Annotated in this window: 16 protein-coding genes; 6 read left to right on the top strand and 10 right to left on the bottom strand. The window is 72.2% G+C overall.

Annotated elements, in window-relative coordinates:
- The first annotated feature begins 60 nt into the window (after positions 1-60).
- Positions 61-504 carry an OsmC family peroxiredoxin gene (locus ASC64_RS07410; RefSeq protein WP_056906911.1) on the top strand — a complete coding sequence of 148 codons (444 nt, stop codon included), beginning with the start codon at positions 61-63 and terminating at the stop codon, positions 502-504.
- Here the strand turns inward: ASC64_RS07410 and ASC64_RS21595 are convergent.
- Genes ASC64_RS21595 through ASC64_RS07390 form a run of 5 tightly spaced genes read right to left on the bottom strand, consistent with a single transcriptional unit; the run spans position 476 to position 5550 of the window.
- Complete coding sequence (locus ASC64_RS21595) at positions 476-667, bottom strand: DUF6767 domain-containing protein (protein ID WP_082550279.1); 192 nt, start codon at positions 665-667, stop codon at positions 476-478. The genes ASC64_RS07410 and ASC64_RS21595 overlap by 29 nt on opposite strands.
- A gap of 50 nt (positions 668-717) precedes the next feature.
- Complete coding sequence (locus tag ASC64_RS07405; protein WP_056906910.1) at positions 718-2274, bottom strand: alpha/beta hydrolase; 1557 nt, start codon at positions 2272-2274, stop codon at positions 718-720.
- Positions 2271-3443, bottom strand: coding sequence for a DNA polymerase III subunit delta' (locus ASC64_RS07400; protein ID WP_056906909.1), 1173 nt, complete (start codon positions 3441-3443; stop codon positions 2271-2273). The genes ASC64_RS07405 and ASC64_RS07400 overlap by 4 nt, the downstream gene beginning before the upstream one ends.
- A complete protein-coding gene (tmk, locus tag ASC64_RS07395) occupies positions 3440-4078 on the bottom strand; it encodes a dTMP kinase (RefSeq protein ID WP_056906908.1) in 639 nt (212 codons plus the stop codon). Before tmk ends, ASC64_RS07400 begins: the two co-directional genes overlap by 4 nt.
- Positions 4079-4116: 38 nt before the next feature.
- Positions 4117-5550, bottom strand: coding sequence for a Vgb family protein (locus ASC64_RS07390; RefSeq protein WP_156385081.1), 1434 nt, complete (start codon positions 5548-5550; stop codon positions 4117-4119).
- 168 nt (positions 5551-5718) lie between these two features.
- Between ASC64_RS07390 and ASC64_RS07385 the strand changes: the two genes are divergently transcribed.
- Positions 5719-6429, top strand: a complete 711-nt coding sequence (locus ASC64_RS07385; protein ID WP_156385080.1) for a hypothetical protein — start codon at positions 5719-5721, stop codon at positions 6427-6429.
- Positions 6430-6492: 63 nt separating this feature from the next.
- The gene (locus ASC64_RS07380; RefSeq protein WP_056906905.1) at positions 6493-6891 is read left to right on the top strand and encodes a hypothetical protein; all 399 of its coding nucleotides are present in this window, start codon (positions 6493-6495) and stop codon (positions 6889-6891) included.
- Between the two features lie 95 nt (positions 6892-6986).
- Here ASC64_RS07380 and topA read toward each other — a convergent pair whose 3' ends face one another.
- From topA to ASC64_RS07360, 4 genes are all read right to left on the bottom strand, one after another.
- Entirely contained in the window at positions 6987-9728 is a 2742-nt protein-coding gene (topA, locus tag ASC64_RS07375) for a type I DNA topoisomerase (RefSeq protein ID WP_056906904.1), read from the bottom strand.
- Between the two features lie 125 nt (positions 9729-9853).
- On the bottom strand, positions 9854-10195 hold the full coding sequence (locus ASC64_RS07370; RefSeq protein WP_056906903.1) for a DUF3140 domain-containing protein: 342 nt from the start codon (positions 10193-10195) through the stop codon (positions 9854-9856).
- An 89-nt stretch (positions 10196-10284) separates the two neighbouring features.
- Positions 10285-11787, bottom strand: coding sequence for a class I SAM-dependent methyltransferase (locus ASC64_RS07365; protein ID WP_306666141.1), 1503 nt, complete (start codon positions 11785-11787; stop codon positions 10285-10287).
- Positions 11788-11819: 32 nt separating this feature from the next.
- Positions 11820-12305 (bottom strand): hypothetical protein, encoded by a 486-nt coding sequence (locus tag ASC64_RS07360; protein ID WP_056906902.1) that lies wholly within the window; start codon positions 12303-12305, stop codon positions 11820-11822.
- Positions 12306-12448: 143 nt separating this feature from the next.
- On the opposite strand from ASC64_RS07360, the gene ASC64_RS07355 reads away from it, so the two are divergent.
- The 3 genes from ASC64_RS07355 to ASC64_RS07345 are packed head-to-tail and all read left to right on the top strand — an operon-like array spanning position 12449 to position 15378.
- Entirely contained in the window at positions 12449-13132 is a 684-nt protein-coding gene (locus tag ASC64_RS07355) for a response regulator transcription factor (protein ID WP_056906901.1), read from the top strand.
- A complete protein-coding gene (locus tag ASC64_RS07350; protein ID WP_056906900.1) occupies positions 13129-14475 on the top strand; it encodes a sensor histidine kinase in 1347 nt (448 codons plus the stop codon). Before ASC64_RS07355 ends, ASC64_RS07350 begins: the two co-directional genes overlap by 4 nt.
- Before the next feature lie 9 nt (positions 14476-14484).
- A complete protein-coding gene (locus tag ASC64_RS07345; protein ID WP_056906899.1) occupies positions 14485-15378 on the top strand; it encodes a hypothetical protein in 894 nt (297 codons plus the stop codon).
- A 54-nt stretch (positions 15379-15432) separates the two neighbouring features.
- Here the strand turns inward: ASC64_RS07345 and ASC64_RS07340 are convergent, their stop codons facing one another.
- The gene (locus ASC64_RS07340; RefSeq protein ID WP_056906898.1) at positions 15433-17757 is read right to left on the bottom strand and encodes a sodium-translocating pyrophosphatase; all 2325 of its coding nucleotides are present in this window, start codon (positions 17755-17757) and stop codon (positions 15433-15435) included.
- Between the last annotated feature and the right edge of the window lie 17 nt (positions 17758-17774).

Here is a 17774-nt window from a genome sequence, read left to right as displayed (position 1 = left end):
GGGGTGGGACGCACCGGCTAGGTTCGGGAGCGACCGCACCACCTCACCCCAGGAGGCACGATGCCCACTCGCTCCGCACGCACCGCTTGGAACGGCGGACTCCAGGACGGATCCGGTCAGGTCGAGCTCTCCAGCTCCGGCGTCGGCACCTACGAGGTCAGCTTCCCCAAGCGCGCCGCGGAGGACGCCGGCGGCACGACGAGCCCCGAGGAGCTCGTCGCTGCGGCCCACTCCTCCTGCTACGCCATGCAGCTCTCCGCGCTCATCGCCGAGGCCGGCGGCACGCCGCAGGCGCTCGAGGTGAAGGCCGACGTCACCCTCGGGGAGGACAAGGAGGCCGGGGGCTTCAAGCTCACCGGCATCACGCTCACCGTCCGCGGCGAGGTCGACGGTCTCGACGAGGCCGGCTTCCTGGATGCGGCCGAGAAGGCCAAGGCGGGCTGCCCGATCAGCAAGGCGCTCTCCTCCGTGCCGATCACGCTCGACGCGGCCCTCGAGGGCTGAACCCGGCTGCCTCACGGCGCAGCTCGGCCAGGCGCTCGCGCAGGTCCGGGTCACGCATCACCTCCGTGACCGTGGGGCAGTCCTGCGGCCCGGTCGCCCCCGGCACGCACAGGGTGCACCAGTCACCCGGGCGCAGGGGGCACCGGGCGGCCGCGGTCGTCATGGCTCCACGCTAGGCGGGAGCCGTCGTGGACAGCAGGGCCGAAGGACCCCTCAGCAGGTCGTGCCGTCGTCGGGCACGGTGCCCTCGACGAGGTAGTCCTCGACGATCGTGTCGATGCACTCGTTGCCCGAGTTGTAGGCCGTGTGCCCGTCGCCGTCGCGCTCGACGAGCACGCCCGAGTCGAGCTGCGCGGCCAGCGCCTCGGCCCACTTCATCGGCGTCGCCGGGTCGCGGCTGGTGCCGAGGACGAGGATCGGGGCAGCGCCCTCACCGCGGATGTCGAGCGGCTCCTCCGACGAGGTCACCTCGATCCCGCGGCACCCGGTGAGGCCCCAGGCGAACACCTTGCCGAAGGTCGGCGAGGCCTCCTCGAAGGCCGCGAACTCGGACGGCACCGTGTCGAAGTCGACGGAGCTCGGGTCGTCGAGGCAGCTGATCGCGTAGATGGCCTCCATCGAGTTGTCGTCGTAGGACCCGTCGGAGCCGCGCGAGGAGTAGAGGTCGGAGAGCTCCAGCAGCGCGGAGCCCTTGCCGTCGAGCGCCGAGGACAGCGCGGCGCTCAGGAGGAACCAGTAGTCGCGGTTGTAGAGCGGCGCCACGATCCCGTAGAACGCGTTGCCGACCTCGAGCTCGCGGTCGCCGGCGGGCAGCGGCTCGTCCTCGACCTGCTCGAGCAGCTCGCTGATCTTCGCCAGGCCCTCCTCGACCGAGTCGCCGAGGAAGCAGTTGTCGGTCGAGTCCAGGCAGTTCTGCACGTAGGCGCGCAGCGCCGTCTCGAAGCCCGCGGCCTGGTCGAGCGACATCGCCCGGAGGTCGAGCGAGACGTCGACGGCTCCGTCGAGCACGAAGCGCCCGACCCGCTCGGGGAAGAGCTCGGCGTAGGTGGCGCCGAGCTTGGTGCCGTAGGAGGCGCCGAGGTAGGTCAGCTTCTCCTCGCCCAGCGCGGAGCGCAGCACGTCCATGTCGCGGGCAGCCTCGATGGTGGTGACGTGCCCGAGCAGCGGCCCGGAGCTCTCCTGGCAGGACGCGCCGAGCCCCATCACCGTCTCCTCGTAGTCCTCGACCTCCTCAGGGGTGTCGGGGGTGGGGTCGGCGGCGATGTAGGCGTCCATCTCCTCGTCGCTGAGGCAGTCGATCGGTGCCGACCGGCCGGTGCCGCGCGGGTCGAAGCCGACCACGTCGAACGCCTGGAGGAGGGGCTTGCGGAAGACGAGCCCGCCGGCAGCGGCATACGACGTCCCGGGCGCGCCGGGGCCGCCCGGGTTGACCACCATCGAGCCGACGCGGGCGCCCGAGGCCGGGACGCGCAGCAGCGCGAGGTCGATGGTCTCGCCGCTGGGGTCGGCGTAGTCGATGGGCACGGTGAGCGTGCCGCAGTCCTGGTCGTCGTTGCTCGCGCACGGCTGCCAGTCGATGCGCTGGGAGTAGACGTCGGTGAGCGCCGGCTCGGGCGCCCGGGTGACCGAGGCCGGCGGCGGGGTCGTGGGCGAGGGGGTGGGCTGCACCCGGGGTGCGTCGTCGGAACCCTCCCCGAGCGCCACCCCGACCGCGACGAACGCCGTGAGCACCAGGGCGAGCACCGCCACCAGCGCGAGGATCCGCTTCACGCGCGTCCCCCGGGCAGCCGCAGCGCGACGGTCATCGACTCGAGGGCCAGCTGTGGCGGCACGTTGAACTCCAGCATCTGCTCGCGGGCGGTGAAGATCGCGTCGATCATCCGGAGCAGCTGCTCGGGCGACGCGGCTCGGGCGACGACCTCGACGTCGCCGCGCAGCTCCTCGTTGACGAGCTCGCCGGGCGCACCGACGGCCACGGCGATCGCGTCGCGGTAGACCGAGACGAGGTCCATCAGGCAGCGGTCGATCACGTCGAGCACGCGGCGGCGGGCCTTCTGCTTCTGCAGCTTCTCCAGGGCGGACAGGGCCGACCGGTAGGCCCGGGTGGCGGTGTCCTTGCGCTCGCTGCCGAACATGGACTGCAGCCCGTCGAGCTCGCGCCGCTCGGCCTCGGCGGTGATCGCCGCCGTCTCCTCCTTGGCGATCTCCGCCAGGTTGGTGGCCGCGGTCATCACCGCGCCGAGCGAGGTGAGGCGCGACGGGAGCGAGACGACCTCGCGGCGGCGCCGGCGGGCGTCCTCGTCGACGCACAGCGCCCGCGCGCGGCCGATGTGGCCCTGGCTCGCGCGGGCGGCGAACGACGCCATGGCCGCGTCCACGCCCTGTCGGACGAGGAACTCGCTGACCTCCGGCGCGGTCGGCGTGGCCAGCGTGACGTGCCGCGACCGGGACGCGATCGTCGGCAGCACGTCGGCCCGGGTCGGTGCGCACAGCAGCCACAGGGTCTTGGGCGTCGGTTCCTCGATGGCCTTGAGCAACGCGTTGCCCGTGCGCGGGTTCTCGGGCGTGCCGAGGCGGTCGGCGTCCTCGACGAGGATGATCTGCCAGCGCCCGAGCGCCGGGAACTTCGCCGATGCCTGCACGAGGTCGCGCATGTCGTCGACGTAGAGCACCGTCGTCTCGGAGCGTACGACGGTCACGTCGGGGTGCGAGCCCTTCATCACCAGCCGGCAGGGCTCGCAGGTGCCGCACCCGGTGCCGGTCTCGCACTGCAGCGCGGCGGCGAACGCGCGGGCAACGTTGGAGCGGCCCGAGCCCGGCGGGCCCGTGAACAGCCAGGCGTGGGTCATGCCGTGGCCCGCGGCCGCGTCACGCAGCGTGCCGATCAGGGACTGCTGGCCGACGAGGTCGTCCCAGACCGTCCCGGTGGTCGTCGTCATCGGGCCTCCAGGAGCGGCTCGAGGCGCTCGCGGATCGTCGACGCGATCTCCTCGATCGGCGCACGCGCGTCGAGCACGACGTAGTGGTCGGGGTCGGCGGCCGCGAGGTCGAGGAACCCCTGCCGCACCCGCTGGTGGAACTCCAGCGACTGTCCCTCGATGCGGTCGCGCTCCTCGAAGCGGCCGAGCCCGGCCTCGGGCGCCAGGTCGAGCACGACGGTCAGGTGGGGGCGCAGGTCTCCGGTGGCCCATCGGGCGACGGCCTCGACCTCCGGGACCGCCAGGGTCCGCCCGGCGCCCTGGTAGGCCAGGGTCGAGTCGACGTAGCGGTCGGTGATGACGACCTCGCCCCGGGCGAGGGCGGGCAGCACGACGTGGTCGACGTGCTCGGCCTTGTCGGCGGCGTAGAGCAGCGCCTCCGTGCGGTCGGAGAGCTCACCGGTCGCCGGGTCGAGCACGATCCGGCGCAGCTCCTTGCCGACCGCTGTGTCGCCGGGCTCGAAGGTGAGCAGCACCGTCTCGCCGCGCTCGACGAGCCAGTCGCGGAGCAGGCGGGACTGGGTGGACTTGCCCGCCCCCTCGCCGCCCTCGAAGCAGACGAAGAGCCCGCGCTCCGAAAAGACTCCTGCACTCACGCGGACACCCTACGGGCGGGGTGGGACAGGCTTCGGGGTCAGCCTCGACGGACCTTGATGGTCCGCCGGACCAGCACCTTCCTGGATCCGGGGGCGGTGAGCTCGACGCGCACCTTGTGGACCTTCCCGGGGCGGAGGAGCCGCAGGCCCTTCTTCGACAGCTTCAGCTTCAGGCGCGCCTTGCCGGCAGCGACCGTGTAGGCCTTCTGCTTCGCCAGCGCCTTGCTCCCCTTCGCCGTCTCGAGGCCGATGCGCCCGCTGCAGCCCGGCACGTCGCGGCCGCACAGCACGGGCACCGTGATCCTGCCGCGCTTCACCTTGGTGATGCCCTTGACCTTGGGCAGTGCACCCACCGACCGGGCTCCCGGCGCCGGCGTCGGCGTCGGGGTGGGGGTGGTCGTCGGCGGCGAGGCCATCGTGACACCGTCGCCCAGGTCGATGTTGGTGGTCTGCAGCTGGTCGGTGGTGACGCGGACGATGGAGTTGTTCTTGGCGTCGGTGAACCAGATCGCGCCGTCGGGGCCGAAGGCCAGCGAGGTCGGCTCGTAGTTGCCGATCGAGCTGATCGCGCCCACGCCGTTGGCGGAGATGTGGCCGATGCCCGGCGACAGGCCGACGTTGGTGAACCACATCTGGTTGTCGGGACCGCGCACCAGGTCCTGCGGGGCGGTCCGCGAACCGGTGCTCCAGATCTGGGTGGCGCCGGTGGCCGCGTCGAGGTACCCGATCGAGCCGTTCCGGGGAGAGGTCAGCCAGCTGCCGCTGGTGCTGCGGGTGAACCAGATCGAGCCGACGGGGCCCCCGGTGAGTGCGTTCGGGTAGGTCGCGTCGCTCGGCAGGGGGTAGGTGGTGCCGCTGTTGGCATCGGGGCCGAGACGCACGATCGTGTCCTGCGCATCCGCCTCGCCCCCCTGGCACCACATCGTGCCGTCGTTGGCCTCGCCGAGGACGTCGTTGCACTCGGGCGCATTGTCCGTCCAGCTGAAGGGCTGGCCGGGGACGATCCGGATGACCCCGGACTCGTCGAAGTTCATGGTGATCCACGCGACTCCGTCGGGGCCGACCCGGACCGCCCCGCCGTAGGGGAACTCGCCGAGTTCGAAGCGCTCGCCCGTGCCCGCCGCCGGATCAACCCGCGCTGCGCTCCAGCCTGAGTCGTAGACGACCCACACCTTGCCGTCGGGGGCCACGTCCACGTCGACGACCCGACTGTCCTCCGTGGTCTGCTCCCCGAGAACGAACTCGCTGATCTGGCCACCGGGTGTGATGCGGCCGATCTTGTTGACGTTCTCCTCGACGAACCACATGTTGCCGTCGGGGGCGGTGACGATGCGTCCGAGGCCCGCGTTGCTCGTCGGGACCGGGAACACGCTCACCGTCGCGTGGGCCGGCGCGCTTGCCTGGACCACGAGGAGCGGGCTCGCGACGAGCGCGAGCGCGGTCAGCAGGGCGGTGCGGGATGTGGCGGCCATGTGGATCACTTCCGTCCGCGGCGGCGCGATCCCCCCATGGTCCGCGTCACACCGTCGCGTCGAACGTATCCATCGGGGCGCGGTCCGAAACAGCGACGGAGGGATGAAAGTTGGCCGCACGCCACGGCGTCACGCCCCCTATGATCCTGCGGAACGAGGGGGAAGACCGTGACCATGGAGGCCGAGGTGGCGGCGGCGAGTACGGCGAAGCCGACGCCGCCGGTGGGTCGTTGGGACCGCATCGCTGCGTGGTCGCTCCTCGCCATCCTCGTGGTCATGCTCGGTGCCGCCGTCGTGCTCGGTGAGCGGGCGGTCACGGTGTCGGACCTCCGCGCGGCCATCGCCGCGGGCGACGTCACCGAGGTGCGCATGTCGGAGCAGCTGCCCGAGGGTTCCAGGGGCAACGCCTCCGTCACGATCCGCTGGCGCGATCACGGCATCGCGTACGTCACCGACGTCACCCAGGCGTCCAGCGAGCGGCAGGCGCGCAAGGTGCGGCGACCGGCCGACGAGGTCGTGGTCGGCGACGTGTCCGACTGGCTGCGCACCAACGGCCGCCAGGTCACGGTCACCGGCCCGACGAACCAGCACTACTCGGGCATCCGCACGACGATCGTCGGCTTCGACGCTCCCGGCTGGCTCACCTTCGTCGGTCTCGGCGTCGTGTGCGCCACGTTGCTCCTGATCGGCGCGATCGAGCCGTGGCGCGCCACCCGTTGGGGCTGGGCCTGGCTCGTCCTTCTGACGCCGGTCGGCGTACCCCTGTTCCTACTGTTCGGGGGTCTCACCGGGCTGCTGCGCCCGCGACCAGGCGCCTACCGCCTCACCGGCGGCTGGGCGTTCCTCCTGGCTAGCGCCATCGGCGCCGGCCTGCGCTGAGCGGGCGATCGTGATCGTCCGAACCGAGCACCGGGGGCGCCACGCACCGCTAGCGTTCGGGCCATGGACCTCTCCAGACTCTCCACTCCCCAGCGCGTCTCCGGCATCGCCATCCTCGTAGTCGCGCTTGCGGCATTCCTCCCGTGGGTGTCGGTCTTCGGCTTCAGCGTCTCGGGCATTCGGGGAGACGGCGTGCTCACCCTGATCCTCGCGATCCTCGGTGCGGTCGCGCTGGCCATCCGCGTCGGCCTCCTCGGGCGGGTCAAGGTGCCGGAGAAGGCCAGCCTGATCGCCTCGGTGGTGTTCGCCGGCCTGGTCGCCCTCATCGGCCTGCTCGACATGAACGGCGCCGCCGCCATCGGCCTCTACCTGACGCTCTTCGGTGGCATCGCCTGGGTCGTCGGTGCTGCTCTCGAGCTGAAGGACGCCCGCCAGGAGACCGTGACTCCCTCGGAGTCCTGACCGCGCGACGGACCGAACGGACTGTCCGCGCCCAACGCTGAGCGTGATCCTGCCGGCGACAGACTCGTTCAGTCCGTTCGCCGGCAGGCCAGTGCTCAGGACTTCTTGGCAGCCTTCTTCGCGGTCGTCTTCTTGGCGGTCGTCTTCTTGGCTGCCGTCTTCTTGGCCGTGGTCTTCTTGGCGGCGGTCTTCTTCGCGGGGGCCTTCTTCGCGCCCTTCTTCGCCGCCTTCTTGGCCGGGCCCTTCTCGCGACGCTCGGCGAGCAGCTCGGCCGCGCGCTCGAGGGTGACCGACTCGACGGTGTCGTCCTTGCGGAGGGTGGCGTTGTACTCGCCGTCGGTGACGTACTCGCCGAAGCGGCCCGCCTTCACGACGACCGGCTGCCCGGAGACCGGGTCGTTGCCGAGCTCCTTGAGCGGCGGGGTGGCCGCACCGCGGCCGCGCTGCTTGGGCTGGGCGTAGATCGCCTTGGCCTGGTCGAGGGTGATGTCGAAGATCTGGTCCTCGGAGGTGAGGCTGCGCGAGTCGGTGCCCTTCTTGAGGTAGGGCCCGTAGCGACCGTTCTGCGCGGTGATCTCGGTGCCGTCCTCGTCGACGCCGACCACCCGCGGCAGGTCGAGCAACCGGACGGCCTGCTCCAGCGTGACGGTGTCGAGGGTCATCGAGGAGAAGAGCGAGCCGGTGCGCGGCTTGGCCGACTTGGGGGCGTCCTCGGGCAGCAGCTCGGTGACGTAGGGGCCGAAGCGGCCGTTCTTGGCCACGATCTGGAGCCCGGTGTCGGGGTGGGTGCCCACCACCTGCTCCTCGCCGGCGGGGTTGGCCAGCAGCTCCTTGGCCTTGGCGACGGTCAGCTCGTCGGGCGGCAGGTCGTCGGGGACGTTGGCGCGGACGGGTGCAGGGTCCCCGCTGTCGGGCCCCGGCCCCTCGACGTACGGGCCGTAGCGGCCGACGCGGAGGTTGATGCCGTCCTCGGGGGTGCCGATGGCGAAGGTCGCCATCTCCTTGGCGTCGATCTCGCCGAGGTCGCTCACGAGCGTCTTGAGGCCGACCACGTCGCCGGCGCCGTAGTAGAACTCGCCGAGCTCGGTGGCGCGGTCGCGCTGGCCGTTGGCGATCTCGTCGAGCACGTCCTCCATCGAGGCGGTGAACTCGTAGGACACCTGGCGCGGGAAGTGCTCCTCGAGCAGGCGGGTGACCGAGAAGGCCAGCCAGGCCGGCACCAGCGCGGTGCCCTTCTTGTAGACGTAGCCGCGGTTAAGGATCGTGCCGATGATCGAGGCGTAGGTCGACGGGCGGCCGATCTCGCGGTCCTCGAGCTCCTTGATCAAGGTGGCCTCGGTGTAGCGGGCCGGCGCCTTGGTCTCGTGGCCCTCCGGGGTCAGCGTGGCGGCCGAGACGCCCGCACCCTCGGTGAGGTTGGGCAGGCGCGTCTCGACGTCGTCCTTGCGCTTCGACGCGTCGTCGATGTCCTCGACGTAGGCCTTGAGGAAGCCGTGGAAGGTGATCGTGCGGCCGCTGGAGCTGAAGACCACGTCGCGACCGTCGGCGGCGGCGCCACCGATGCGGATGGTCACCGAGCTGCCGACCGCGTCCTTCATCTGGGAGGCGACCGTGCGCATCCAGATCAGCTCGTAGAGGCGGAACTGCTCGCCCGACAGCCCGGTCTGGGCCGGGGTGCGGAACGACTCACCGGCCGGCCGGATCGCCTCGTGGGCCTCCTGCGCGTTCTTGACCTTGGAGGCGTAGGTGCGCGGGGAGTCCGGGAGGTACTCGGCGCCGTAGAGCTCACGCACCTGGTCGCGGGCGGCGCCGACCGCCGCGCCCGACAGCGTCGTGGAGTCCGTACGCATGTAGGTGATGAAGCCGTTCTCGTAGAGGCGCTGGGCCACCGACATGGTGACGCTGGCGCTCATCCCGAGCTTGCGGGAGGCCTCCTGCTGGAGGGTGGTGGTGCGGAACGGTGGGTAGGGCGAGCGGCGGTAGGGCTTGGACTCCACCGAGCGCACGGCGTACGACGTCTCGCCCAGGCCGGCGGCCAGCGACTCGGCGTCGGCGCGGCTGAGGTGGACGCGGGCTGACGTGGAGCTGCCCTTGCCCTTCAGCACGCCGGTGTTGTCGAAGTCGGAGCCGCGGGCGACGCGGACGTCGTCGACGCTGTAGAGCTTGGCCGGGAACATCCGCGGGTCGTGGCCGGTGCCCGCGTCGAAGGTGGCGTCGAGGTCCCAGTAGGAGGCGACCTTGAACCTCATCCGCTCGCGCTCGCGGTCGACAACCAGGCGGGTCGCCACCGACTGCACGCGGCCGGCGGACAGGCCGGACATGACCTTCTTCCACAGCACCGGGGAGACCTCGTAGCCGTAGAGGCGGTCGAGGATGCGGCGCGCCTCCTGGGCCTCGACGAGGTCGTCGTTGATCTCGCGGGGGTTCTCGACCGCGGCGAGGATCGCGGGCTTGGTGATCTCGTGGAAGACCATCCGGTGGACCGGCAGGCCCTTCGGCGGCTTCAGCTCGTCGAGGAGGTGCCAGGCGATGGCCTCGCCCTCGCGGTCCTCATCGGTGGCGAGGTAGAGGGCGTCGGCCTCCTTCACCAGCTTCTTCAGCTTGGCGATGTGGCTCTTCTTGTCGCGGGGCACGACGTAGTAGGGCTCGAAGCCGTTGTCGACGTCGACCGCGAGGCGACCCCAGGGCTTGTCCTTGATCTTCGCCGGGGTGTCCGCCGCGTTGTTCGGCAGGTCGCGGATGTGTCCGATCGAGGACTCGACGACGTAGTCCTGGCCCAGGTAGCCGCCGATGGTGCGTGCCTTGGCCGGGGACTCGACGATGACGAGCTTTGCCACTCTTCTCTGCTCCCTCTTGTTGCTGCCGAGATGTGCTCAGCGCCGCAACGGTAGCGCCACATCGGCAGATGGCCACCCCTGGAGGCGACGCGCCCGGTCCGGGGCGTGGGACGAGGGAGCCGGTTTCAGGCCTCCGCGGGCTTCAGCGGATCGTGCCCGAACGACATCAGCATGCGGCGCACGTCGTCGTCGTAGGCCTCCGGCTCGGGCTCGTCGCCGCGCACGGTGCGCACCTGCTCCACGACGTGACGCATCGTGTCGATGTCGTCGGGGGTGAGGTCGGTGCGCCGCTTGCCGAGGATCTGGACGACCTGCTCGCCGACCTCGAGCTCGGGGCTGTCGGGCGCGACCGCCGTGCCGCCATCGGACGCCTCGACCACCATCCAGTCGGCGAGCTCCCGCGAGGTCATGTTGACCACGGCGTGGAACTCCTCCCACAGCTCGTCGCTGACGTGTGACTCGGCCATCAGATGTCTCCTCCGTCGGTGTCGTGGTGGGGCATGGGCCCGTAGTACCCCATCGGCTGCGACGCACACATGGCTGGCGTCAGCCGGCCTCAGGTGGTCAGGAAGCCCTGGGCGACCAGCTCGCGCACCACCGGCAGGTAGGTCTCGCGCAGATCGGCCTCGTCGCGCTGCAGCAGGGAGCCGAGGGCGCCCAGGAGCTGCCCGACCGTCAGGTCGCCGTCGCAGGCCCCTAGGAACGCCGCCTCGACCGTGTCGGCGGTGCGAGCGCGCCGGAAGCCGCGCTGCTGGCGCAGCACGATGGCCTCCGGGTCCTCCGCGCCGGGTCGACCGACCGTCTCCTGCTGCACGTCCTCGCGGGCGCGGAGGGTGGTGGTCAGCAGGTCGTCGTCGGTCAGGCCGCGCAGGTCGGTGACCGCGTCGCCCCAGGCCCGGATGGCCGGGCCGATCGGCTGCTCGACGTCGTAGGGCCACTCGACCAGCTCGTGCGCGCCTCCCCCGGAGCCGGCACCCCCGCCGAGGCGCACGTTGATCCAGCCGAAGCCCACGCCCTCGATCCCGGTCTCCTCCAGCCAGGACAGCCACGTGCCGTAGCGCGCCGCGTAGTCGGGACCGCCGTGGTGGCCGCTGTCCTTGAGCCACAGCTCGACGTAGGACGCGGGGTCGAGCGTCTCGCGCTGCACGACCAGCGCGTCGCAGTCGTCGCGCAGCCACGACCCGAGCCGCTCGTCCCACGGCTGCCCGTCGACGATCGCCCAGTTGGCCAGCACCTGCAGCCAGCCACCCTCGGTGAGGTGGTCGGGCCCGGTGCGCACGATGTGCTCGACCACCCGGTCGCCCGGCAGCCCCGAGTCGCGGTAGACGAGGCGCTCGCCGGTCGCCGGGGAGATCACGAAGGGCGGGTTGGTGGCGATCAGGTCGAACCGCTCCCCCGCCACCGGCTCGAAGAAGGAGCCGTCGCGCACGTCGACCTCGACCTCGTTGAGGGCGGCGTTGAGCCGCGTCATCCAGAGCGCGCGGGCGTTGACGTCGGTGGCGACGACCCGGTCGGCGTGGCCGGCCAGGTGGAGCGCCTGCACGCCGCAGCCGGTGCCGAGGTCGAGCGCGCTGCCGATCGGCCCGCGCATGGTGAGCTGGGCCAGGCTGGTCGAGGCGCTGGAGATGCCGAGGACGTGGTCGGGGCCGACGGCGACGGGAGCTCCGTCGAGGCCCGGGGTGAGGTCGGAGACGACCCACAGGTCGCGGTCGCCCTCCTCCCCGGTGGTGGCGTACGGGCGGCAGTCCGTGCGCGCCGCGACCTCGCTGACGCTCTGTTCGAGCAGGCCGGCGTTGCAGAGCCGGTCGACCAGCCCGGGCAGCGCCCGGTCCGCCTCGTCGCGACCCACGGTCGTCTGGAGCAGGAAGAGCCGGACCAGGGTGTCGAGCGGCCCGCCTGACGTCGTACGCCGCAGGGCGGGCAGGGTCTCGTTGCGACCGAGCGCGCGGTGGGCGTCCTCACCGATCGCCTCCGCGACGCGGTCGTAGGTGAAGTCGGCAGCGAGCAGGGCCTCGCGCAGGGGGCCTGCGACGTCGGTGTCCGATGGCATGGCGGGCATGGCACCAGCCTCGCAGACGCCCCTGCGGGGGGTCAGGGCGTCTCGCAGGCCTCGAGGCGCCGCTGGAGGCTCTTCGCGACCTGCTGGACCCGGTCGCCGTACTCGCCACCGAGCGCCCCGTCGCGGATGCCGCGCAGCGCTGCGGCCTGGTCCTCGCCCGACAGGTCGCGGGCCTCGCGCAGGTCGCCCTCGAGGTCGTCGGGGAGCAGCCGTCGGAGGGCACGGACCCGGTCGTCGCGCCCCCGGGCGAGGTGCTGGACGCGGACGCCGTAGTCGCCCTCCAGCGCGTCATCGCGGATCGTGCGCAGCGCGTCGACGCGCTCGCCCTCCGGCAGCTCCCGCACCGCGGTGAGGTCGTCGCGGAGCTCCGCAGGCAGTGCGGACAACGCGCACGGCACGTCCGCAGCCGACGTGTCGGCGCTGTCGGCGTCGTCGGCACCGTTGGTCGCTCCCGCGATCAGCGAGGTGGTGGCGACGAGGCCGGCGGTGAAGAGCCCGGCCGTCTGGATGAGTGGCATGTCGATCTCCTTGTGGTGGTGACTGTCAGGTCACGACGACAGTGCTCACCCCGGGTGGCGCCCGTGTCAGGGCTGTGTTCGGGTTGCGTAAGGGCGTCCGCACCGACCTGTCCGGGCCTGCGTCGGCGACTAGCGTTCGTGCCGTGGACCAGCCGCGCGGACTCGTGCTCGTCGTCGAGGACGAGCCGGCGATCAGTGACCTCGTCCGGCGCTACCTGACCGCCGCCGGCTTCGGGGTGCACCTGGAGACCGACGTCGTCGGCGCGCTCGCGGCCGTGCGCCGCCTCCACCCCGCGGTCGTGCTCCTCGACGTGGGCCTGCCGGACGGCGAGGGCACCGACGTGTGCCGCGCGATGCGTGACGCCGGCGACTGGACGCCCGTGCTCTTCGTGACGGCGCGCGACGACGAGGTCGAGCGCGTGCTCGGGCTCGAGCTCGGCGCCGACGACTACGTCACCAAGCCCTTCTCCCCGCGCGAGCTGGTGGCGCGGGTGAAGACGGTGGTCCGCCGCAGCAGCGCCCCTGCGGGCCCGAGGGCGGTGCGCGACGGCGCCGTCACCCTCGACCCCGGCTCGCGGACCCTGACCGTCGACGGCGAGAGCTGCCACCTCACGGCCACGGAGTTCAACCTGCTGGAGGTGCTGATGGGCTCGCCCGGCAAGGTCTTCGACCGCGCCGAGCTGCTGTCGCGGGCCTGGGGACAGGCCGACTACGGCACCAGCCGCACCGTCGACGTCCACGTCGCCCAGCTGCGGTCCAAGCTGGGCGAGCACTGCCCGGTCGAGACCGTGCGCGGCGTCGGCTACCGCGCCCGGAGCCGGACGTGAGGTCCGGCGGCCTGACCGTCCGCCTGGCGCTCGCCATGGCGGCCGTGGCCGCGGTGTCGGCGCTGCTCGCCGGCCTGCTCGTGGCACCGCTGCTCGCCGGCGCCCGCGAGGACGCGGTGCGCACGCCCCTCTCCCGCCAGGTCGACCTGCTCTCCGGCATCCCCCAGCTGACGGCGGCCGCCGACCGGCTCGAGCGTCTCGACCGGATCACCGCGGTCTCCGGGCTGAGCATCGGCATCGTCACCGACGACCGGGCGTCCGGTGCGGCTGCGGCCCTCACCGACGCCGAGCTGGCCGACCTGCGAGCCGGTCGGTCCGTCTCCACGAGTGGCGAGCTCGACGGCGTACCCGTGCTGGTCGAGGCGCGGCCTTCGCTCGGGGGCGGCGCCGTCGTCCTGGCCTCCGACGTGTCCAGCGCCGACGAGGCGCTCGGTGCCGTACGCCGCCGGGTGGTGCTCGCGCTCGGCCTCGGCACGCTGGTCGCGCTCGCGCTGGCCGCGTGGCTGGCCCGCCGGCTGGGTGCACCCCTGACACAGACCGCAGCCGCCGCCCGAAGACTCGCGTCCGGAGAGCGCGGGGTCGAGCTCCCGACCTCCGGGCCGTCCGAGGTGGCCGACGTCGCCGTCGCCCTCGGTCAGCTCGACGGGGCACTGCGCACCAGCGAGGAGCGACAGCGCCGCTTCCTCCTGTCGGTCTCGCACGAGCTGCGCACGCCGCTCACGGCCGTGCGGGGCTACGCCGAGGGGCTCGCCGACGGCACCGTGCCGCCGGAGGACGCCCGTGAGGTCGGCGCCACGCTCGTCGGGGAGGCCGAGCGCCTCGAGGGCTACGTCGCCGACCTCCTCGCGCTCGCCCGCCTGCAGGCCGACGACTTCGCGATCTCCCCGTCCGCGGTGGATGCGGGCGACCTCGTGACCTCGACCGCGGAGGCGTGGTCGGCGCGGGCCCGCGCGGCTGGCGTCTCGGTGGTGGCCGAGGCCGCGCCCGTCGTCGTACGAGCCGATCCGTCGCGACTGCGCCAGGTGCTCGACGGGCTGCTGGACAACGCGCTCCGGGTGACGCCCCGCGGCGGGACGATCGTGCTGGCGGCCCGGTCCGGGGGCGTGGTCGAGGTGCGCGACTCGGGCCCCGGCCTGGCGCCGGACGACCTCGCCGTCGCCTTCGAGCCCGGAGTGCTGCACGAGCGCTACCGCGGCCGGCGGGCCACCGGCGGGCACGGCCTCGGCCTCGCCATCGGCGCCGGGCTCGTCCGCCGGATGGGCGGCACGATCACGGCCGGCGTCGCTCCCGAGGGCGGCGCGGCCTTCACCATCCGGTTGCCGGAGGCGCCGCCGCCGGTGTGAGGTGGGGGCGTGCTGGAGCCACCGCCCGACGTGTCCGACGACGACGTCCTCGAGGTCGTCCGCCGCTGCTGGGAGCCGCGCGCCGACGCCGTCCAGCACCTCGCCGTCGGGTGGGGCGCCCACCACTGGCGGGTCGACGTGCAAGGGCAGCCGACCCACTTCGCGACGCTCGACCCCGACCTGCCACGACACACCGCCGAGAGCCTCGAGGGTGCGTACGCCGCCGCGGCCGCGCTCGGCCTCGACTTCGTGTGGCCCTCCCTCCCCTCGACGTCCGGGCGCTTCACGGTGCCGTGCGGGCCGCGGACCGCGAGCGTGACGCGGTGGCTGGAGGGCACTCGTCCGGCGGAGTCGGTCGCCGAGCTCCCTGACATGCTCGCCGTCCTGCACGCCGCGACACCGCCCCCGGGAGCGCCGGTGTGGTCGAGCGAGATCGATCCACGCCTGGGCGACCACCTCCGCGACCTCCTCGTGGAGGACTGGTCGGCGCCGCTCGGCCCGGCTGCCCGCGAGCTGGTGGTGACGCACCTGACCCAGGTGGGCGCCTGGTCACGAGAGCACACGCGGCTTCTCGCGCGCGTCGACCCGGCGGCGTACGTCGTCACCCACGGGGAGCCGCACGTCCGCAACCAGTGGGTGGCCGCCGGCCGCACCTGGCTGATCGACTGGGAGTCCTTGAAGCTGGCCCCGCGCGAGCGCGACCTCGCCACGCTGGTCCACGAGGGGCGCGACGTCGACCACGACCCGGAGCTGGTGCGCCTCTTCGACCTGGAGTGGCGGCTGTCGGAGATCTGGTCCTTCGCCCAGTGGCTGCAGGGGCCGCACACCGGCGACACCGACGACCACACCGCCCTCGGCGGGCTCACCGAGGAGCTGACCCGCCCTCACTTCGGCGAGCGCTGAGACGGCAGCGGCCCGCCGCTCCCGGAGGAGAGGCGGGCTGTTGGCCGGGTTGGGTCAGGCCGTGTGCGGGGCGAACGACGACGAGCCGGTGTTGTCACCGTCGTCGGCGATCGCGACCTCACGCCGCTTGGAGATGACCACCGCGACGGTGATGATCGCGACGGCGACGAGGGCGATGACGATGCGGAGCACGTCGTTCTCGTCCTTGCCGACGCTCATCGAGACCACGGCACTGGCGATCAGCAGCGAGACCAGGTTCATCACCTTGATCAGCGGGTTGATGGCCGGGCCGGCGGTGTCCTTGAACGGGTCACCGACGGTGTCACCGATGATGGTGGCCTCGTGGGCGGAGGAGCCCTTGCCGCCGTGGTGGCCGTCCTCGACGAGCTTCTTGGCGTTGTCCCAGGCGCCGCCCGCGTTGGCCAGGAAGACGGCCATCAGGGTGCCGGCACCGATCGCACCGGCGAGGAAGCCGGCGAGGGCGGTGACGCCGAGACCGAAGCCGACGGCGACGGGCGCCATCACGGCCAGGATGCCGGGCGTGATCAGCTCGCGGAGCGAGTCGCGGGTGACGATGTCGACGACCTTGCCGTACTCCGGACGGCCGGTGCCCTCCATGATCCCGGGGATCTCGCGGAACTGGCGGCGGACCTCCATCACGACCGCGCCGGCAGCGCGGGCGACCGCGTTGATGGCCAGGCCGGAGAACAGGAACACCACGGCCGCGCCGAGCAGCACGCCGACCAGCACCGCCGGGTTGAAGACCTCGAAGCTCAGCAGACCAGCCTCCTCCGCGGTCGGGCGGGCCTCGATCAGCGCCTCGGCCACCGAGGTGGCGTAGGAGCCGAAGAGCGCCGTCGCGGCGAGCACGGCGGTCGCGATCGCGATGCCCTTGGTGATGGCCTTGGTGGTGTTGCCGACCGCGTCGAGCTCGGTCAGGATCTGTGCGCCCTCGGGGCTCACGTCACCCGACATCTCGGCGATGCCCTGCGCGTTGTCGGAGACCGGGCCGAAGGTGTCCATCGCGACGATGACGCCGACGGTGGTCAGCAGGCCGCAGCCGGCGAGCGCGACCGCGAACAGCGAGACCGTCAGGGTCGCGCCACCCAGCAGGTAGGCACCGAAGACCGCGGCGCCGATGACCAGGGTCGTGTAGACAGCGGACTCGAAGCCGACGCTGAGGCCGGCCAGGATCACCGTCGCGGGGCCGGTGAGCGAGGTCTTGCCGACGTCCTTGACGGGGCGGAACTCGGTGCCGGTGTAGTAGCCGGTGAGGGCGAGGATGCCGGCGGCCATCACGATGCCGATGACGACGGCGGCGCTGGCGATGAAGCGCGGGTCGCCGCTCGCGACGGCGGCGTCGCCACCGGTCACGTTGACGAAGTCGCTGAACGAGCTCGGCAGGTAGATGTAGGACAGGATCACCGAGGCGACCGCGCCGATGGCGGCGGAGATGTAGAACGCCCGGTTGATGGTGGTGAGTCCGCTCTCGCCGGCCTTCGGCTTGGTGATGAAGACACCGAGCACGGCGGTCAGCGCGCCGATCGCGGGGATCAGCAGCGGGAAGACCAGGCCCTTGTCGCCGAAGGCCGCGGCGCCGAGGATCAGCGCGGCGACCAGCGTGACGGCGTAGGACTCGAAGAGGTCGGCGGCCATGCCGGCGCAGTCACCCACGTTGTCGCCGACGTTGTCGGCGATGGTCGCGGCGTTGCGCGGGTCGTCCTCGGGGATGCCCTGCTCGACCTTGCCGACCAGGTCTGCGCCGACGTCGGCGGCCTTGGTGAAGATGCCACCGCCGACACGCATGAACATGGCGAGCAGCGCGGCACCGAAGCCGAAGCCCTCCAGCACGTGGGGCGCCTCGTCCTTGAACAGCAGCACCACGACGCTGGCACCGAGCAGGCCGAGGCCCACGGTGGCCATGCCGACGAAGGCGCCGGTGCGGAAGCCGATGGTCATGGCCGGGTCGCGGCCCTCGGTCTCGGCGGCGGCCGCGACGCGCAGGTTCGCGCGGACGGCCAGGCTCATACCGAGGTAGCCGATGGCTGCGGAGAAGGCGGCACCGACGAGGAAGAAGATCGAGCGACCGATCCTGACCGCCATGTCGTCTGCCGGCAGTGCGAACAGGACCACGAACGCCACGGCGGCGAAGATCCCGAGAGTGCGGAACTGCCGCGTCAGGTAGGCGTTGGCGCCCTCCTGGACGGCCTGGGCGATGGTCCTCATGTTGTCGGTGCCCTCGCCGGCGGCCAGCACCTGGGACCGGAACATCGCGGCCATCCCGAGCGCGCCGAGCGCGATCAGGGCGACGACGACGACCAGGACCAGGTTCCCACCTTCGAGCTCCGGCTTCACGACTGCGGGCAAGATCCCCGTCATTAGCGCGTCCTCCTGAT

Origin of the sequence: Nocardioides sp. Root122 (assembly GCF_001425025.1) — a bacterium.
Classification (GTDB): Bacteria; Actinomycetota; Actinomycetes; order Propionibacteriales; family Nocardioidaceae; genus Nocardioides.
Note: the sequence above shows the minus strand (reverse complement) of the source record. Positions and strands in the feature narration are given on the sequence as shown.

Excerpts from the sequence above, each read along its gene's own strand:
- ASC64_RS07410 (WP_056906911.1), top strand. The coding sequence starts at position 61 with ATGCCCACTCGCTCCGCACGCACCGCTTGGAACGGCGGACTCCAGGAC.
- ASC64_RS21595 (WP_082550279.1), bottom strand. The coding sequence starts at position 667 with ATGACGACCGCGGCCGCCCGGTGCCCCCTGCGCCCGGGTGACTGGTGC.
- ASC64_RS07400 (WP_056906909.1), bottom strand. The coding sequence starts at position 3,443 with ATGACGACGACCACCGGGACGGTCTGGGACGACCTCGTCGGCCAGCAG.
- ASC64_RS07390 (WP_156385081.1), bottom strand. The coding sequence starts at position 5,550 with ATGGCCGCCACATCCCGCACCGCCCTGCTGACCGCGCTCGCGCTCGTC.
- ASC64_RS07380 (WP_056906905.1), top strand. The coding sequence starts at position 6,493 with ATGGACCTCTCCAGACTCTCCACTCCCCAGCGCGTCTCCGGCATCGCC.
- ASC64_RS07370 (WP_056906903.1), bottom strand. The coding sequence starts at position 10,195 with ATGGCCGAGTCACACGTCAGCGACGAGCTGTGGGAGGAGTTCCACGCC.
- ASC64_RS07365 (WP_306666141.1), bottom strand. The coding sequence starts at position 11,787 with ATGCCCGCCATGCCATCGGACACCGACGTCGCAGGCCCCCTGCGCGAG.
- ASC64_RS07360 (WP_056906902.1), bottom strand. The coding sequence starts at position 12,305 with ATGCCACTCATCCAGACGGCCGGGCTCTTCACCGCCGGCCTCGTCGCC.
- ASC64_RS07340 (WP_056906898.1), bottom strand. The coding sequence starts at position 17,757 with ATGACGGGGATCTTGCCCGCAGTCGTGAAGCCGGAGCTCGAAGGTGGG.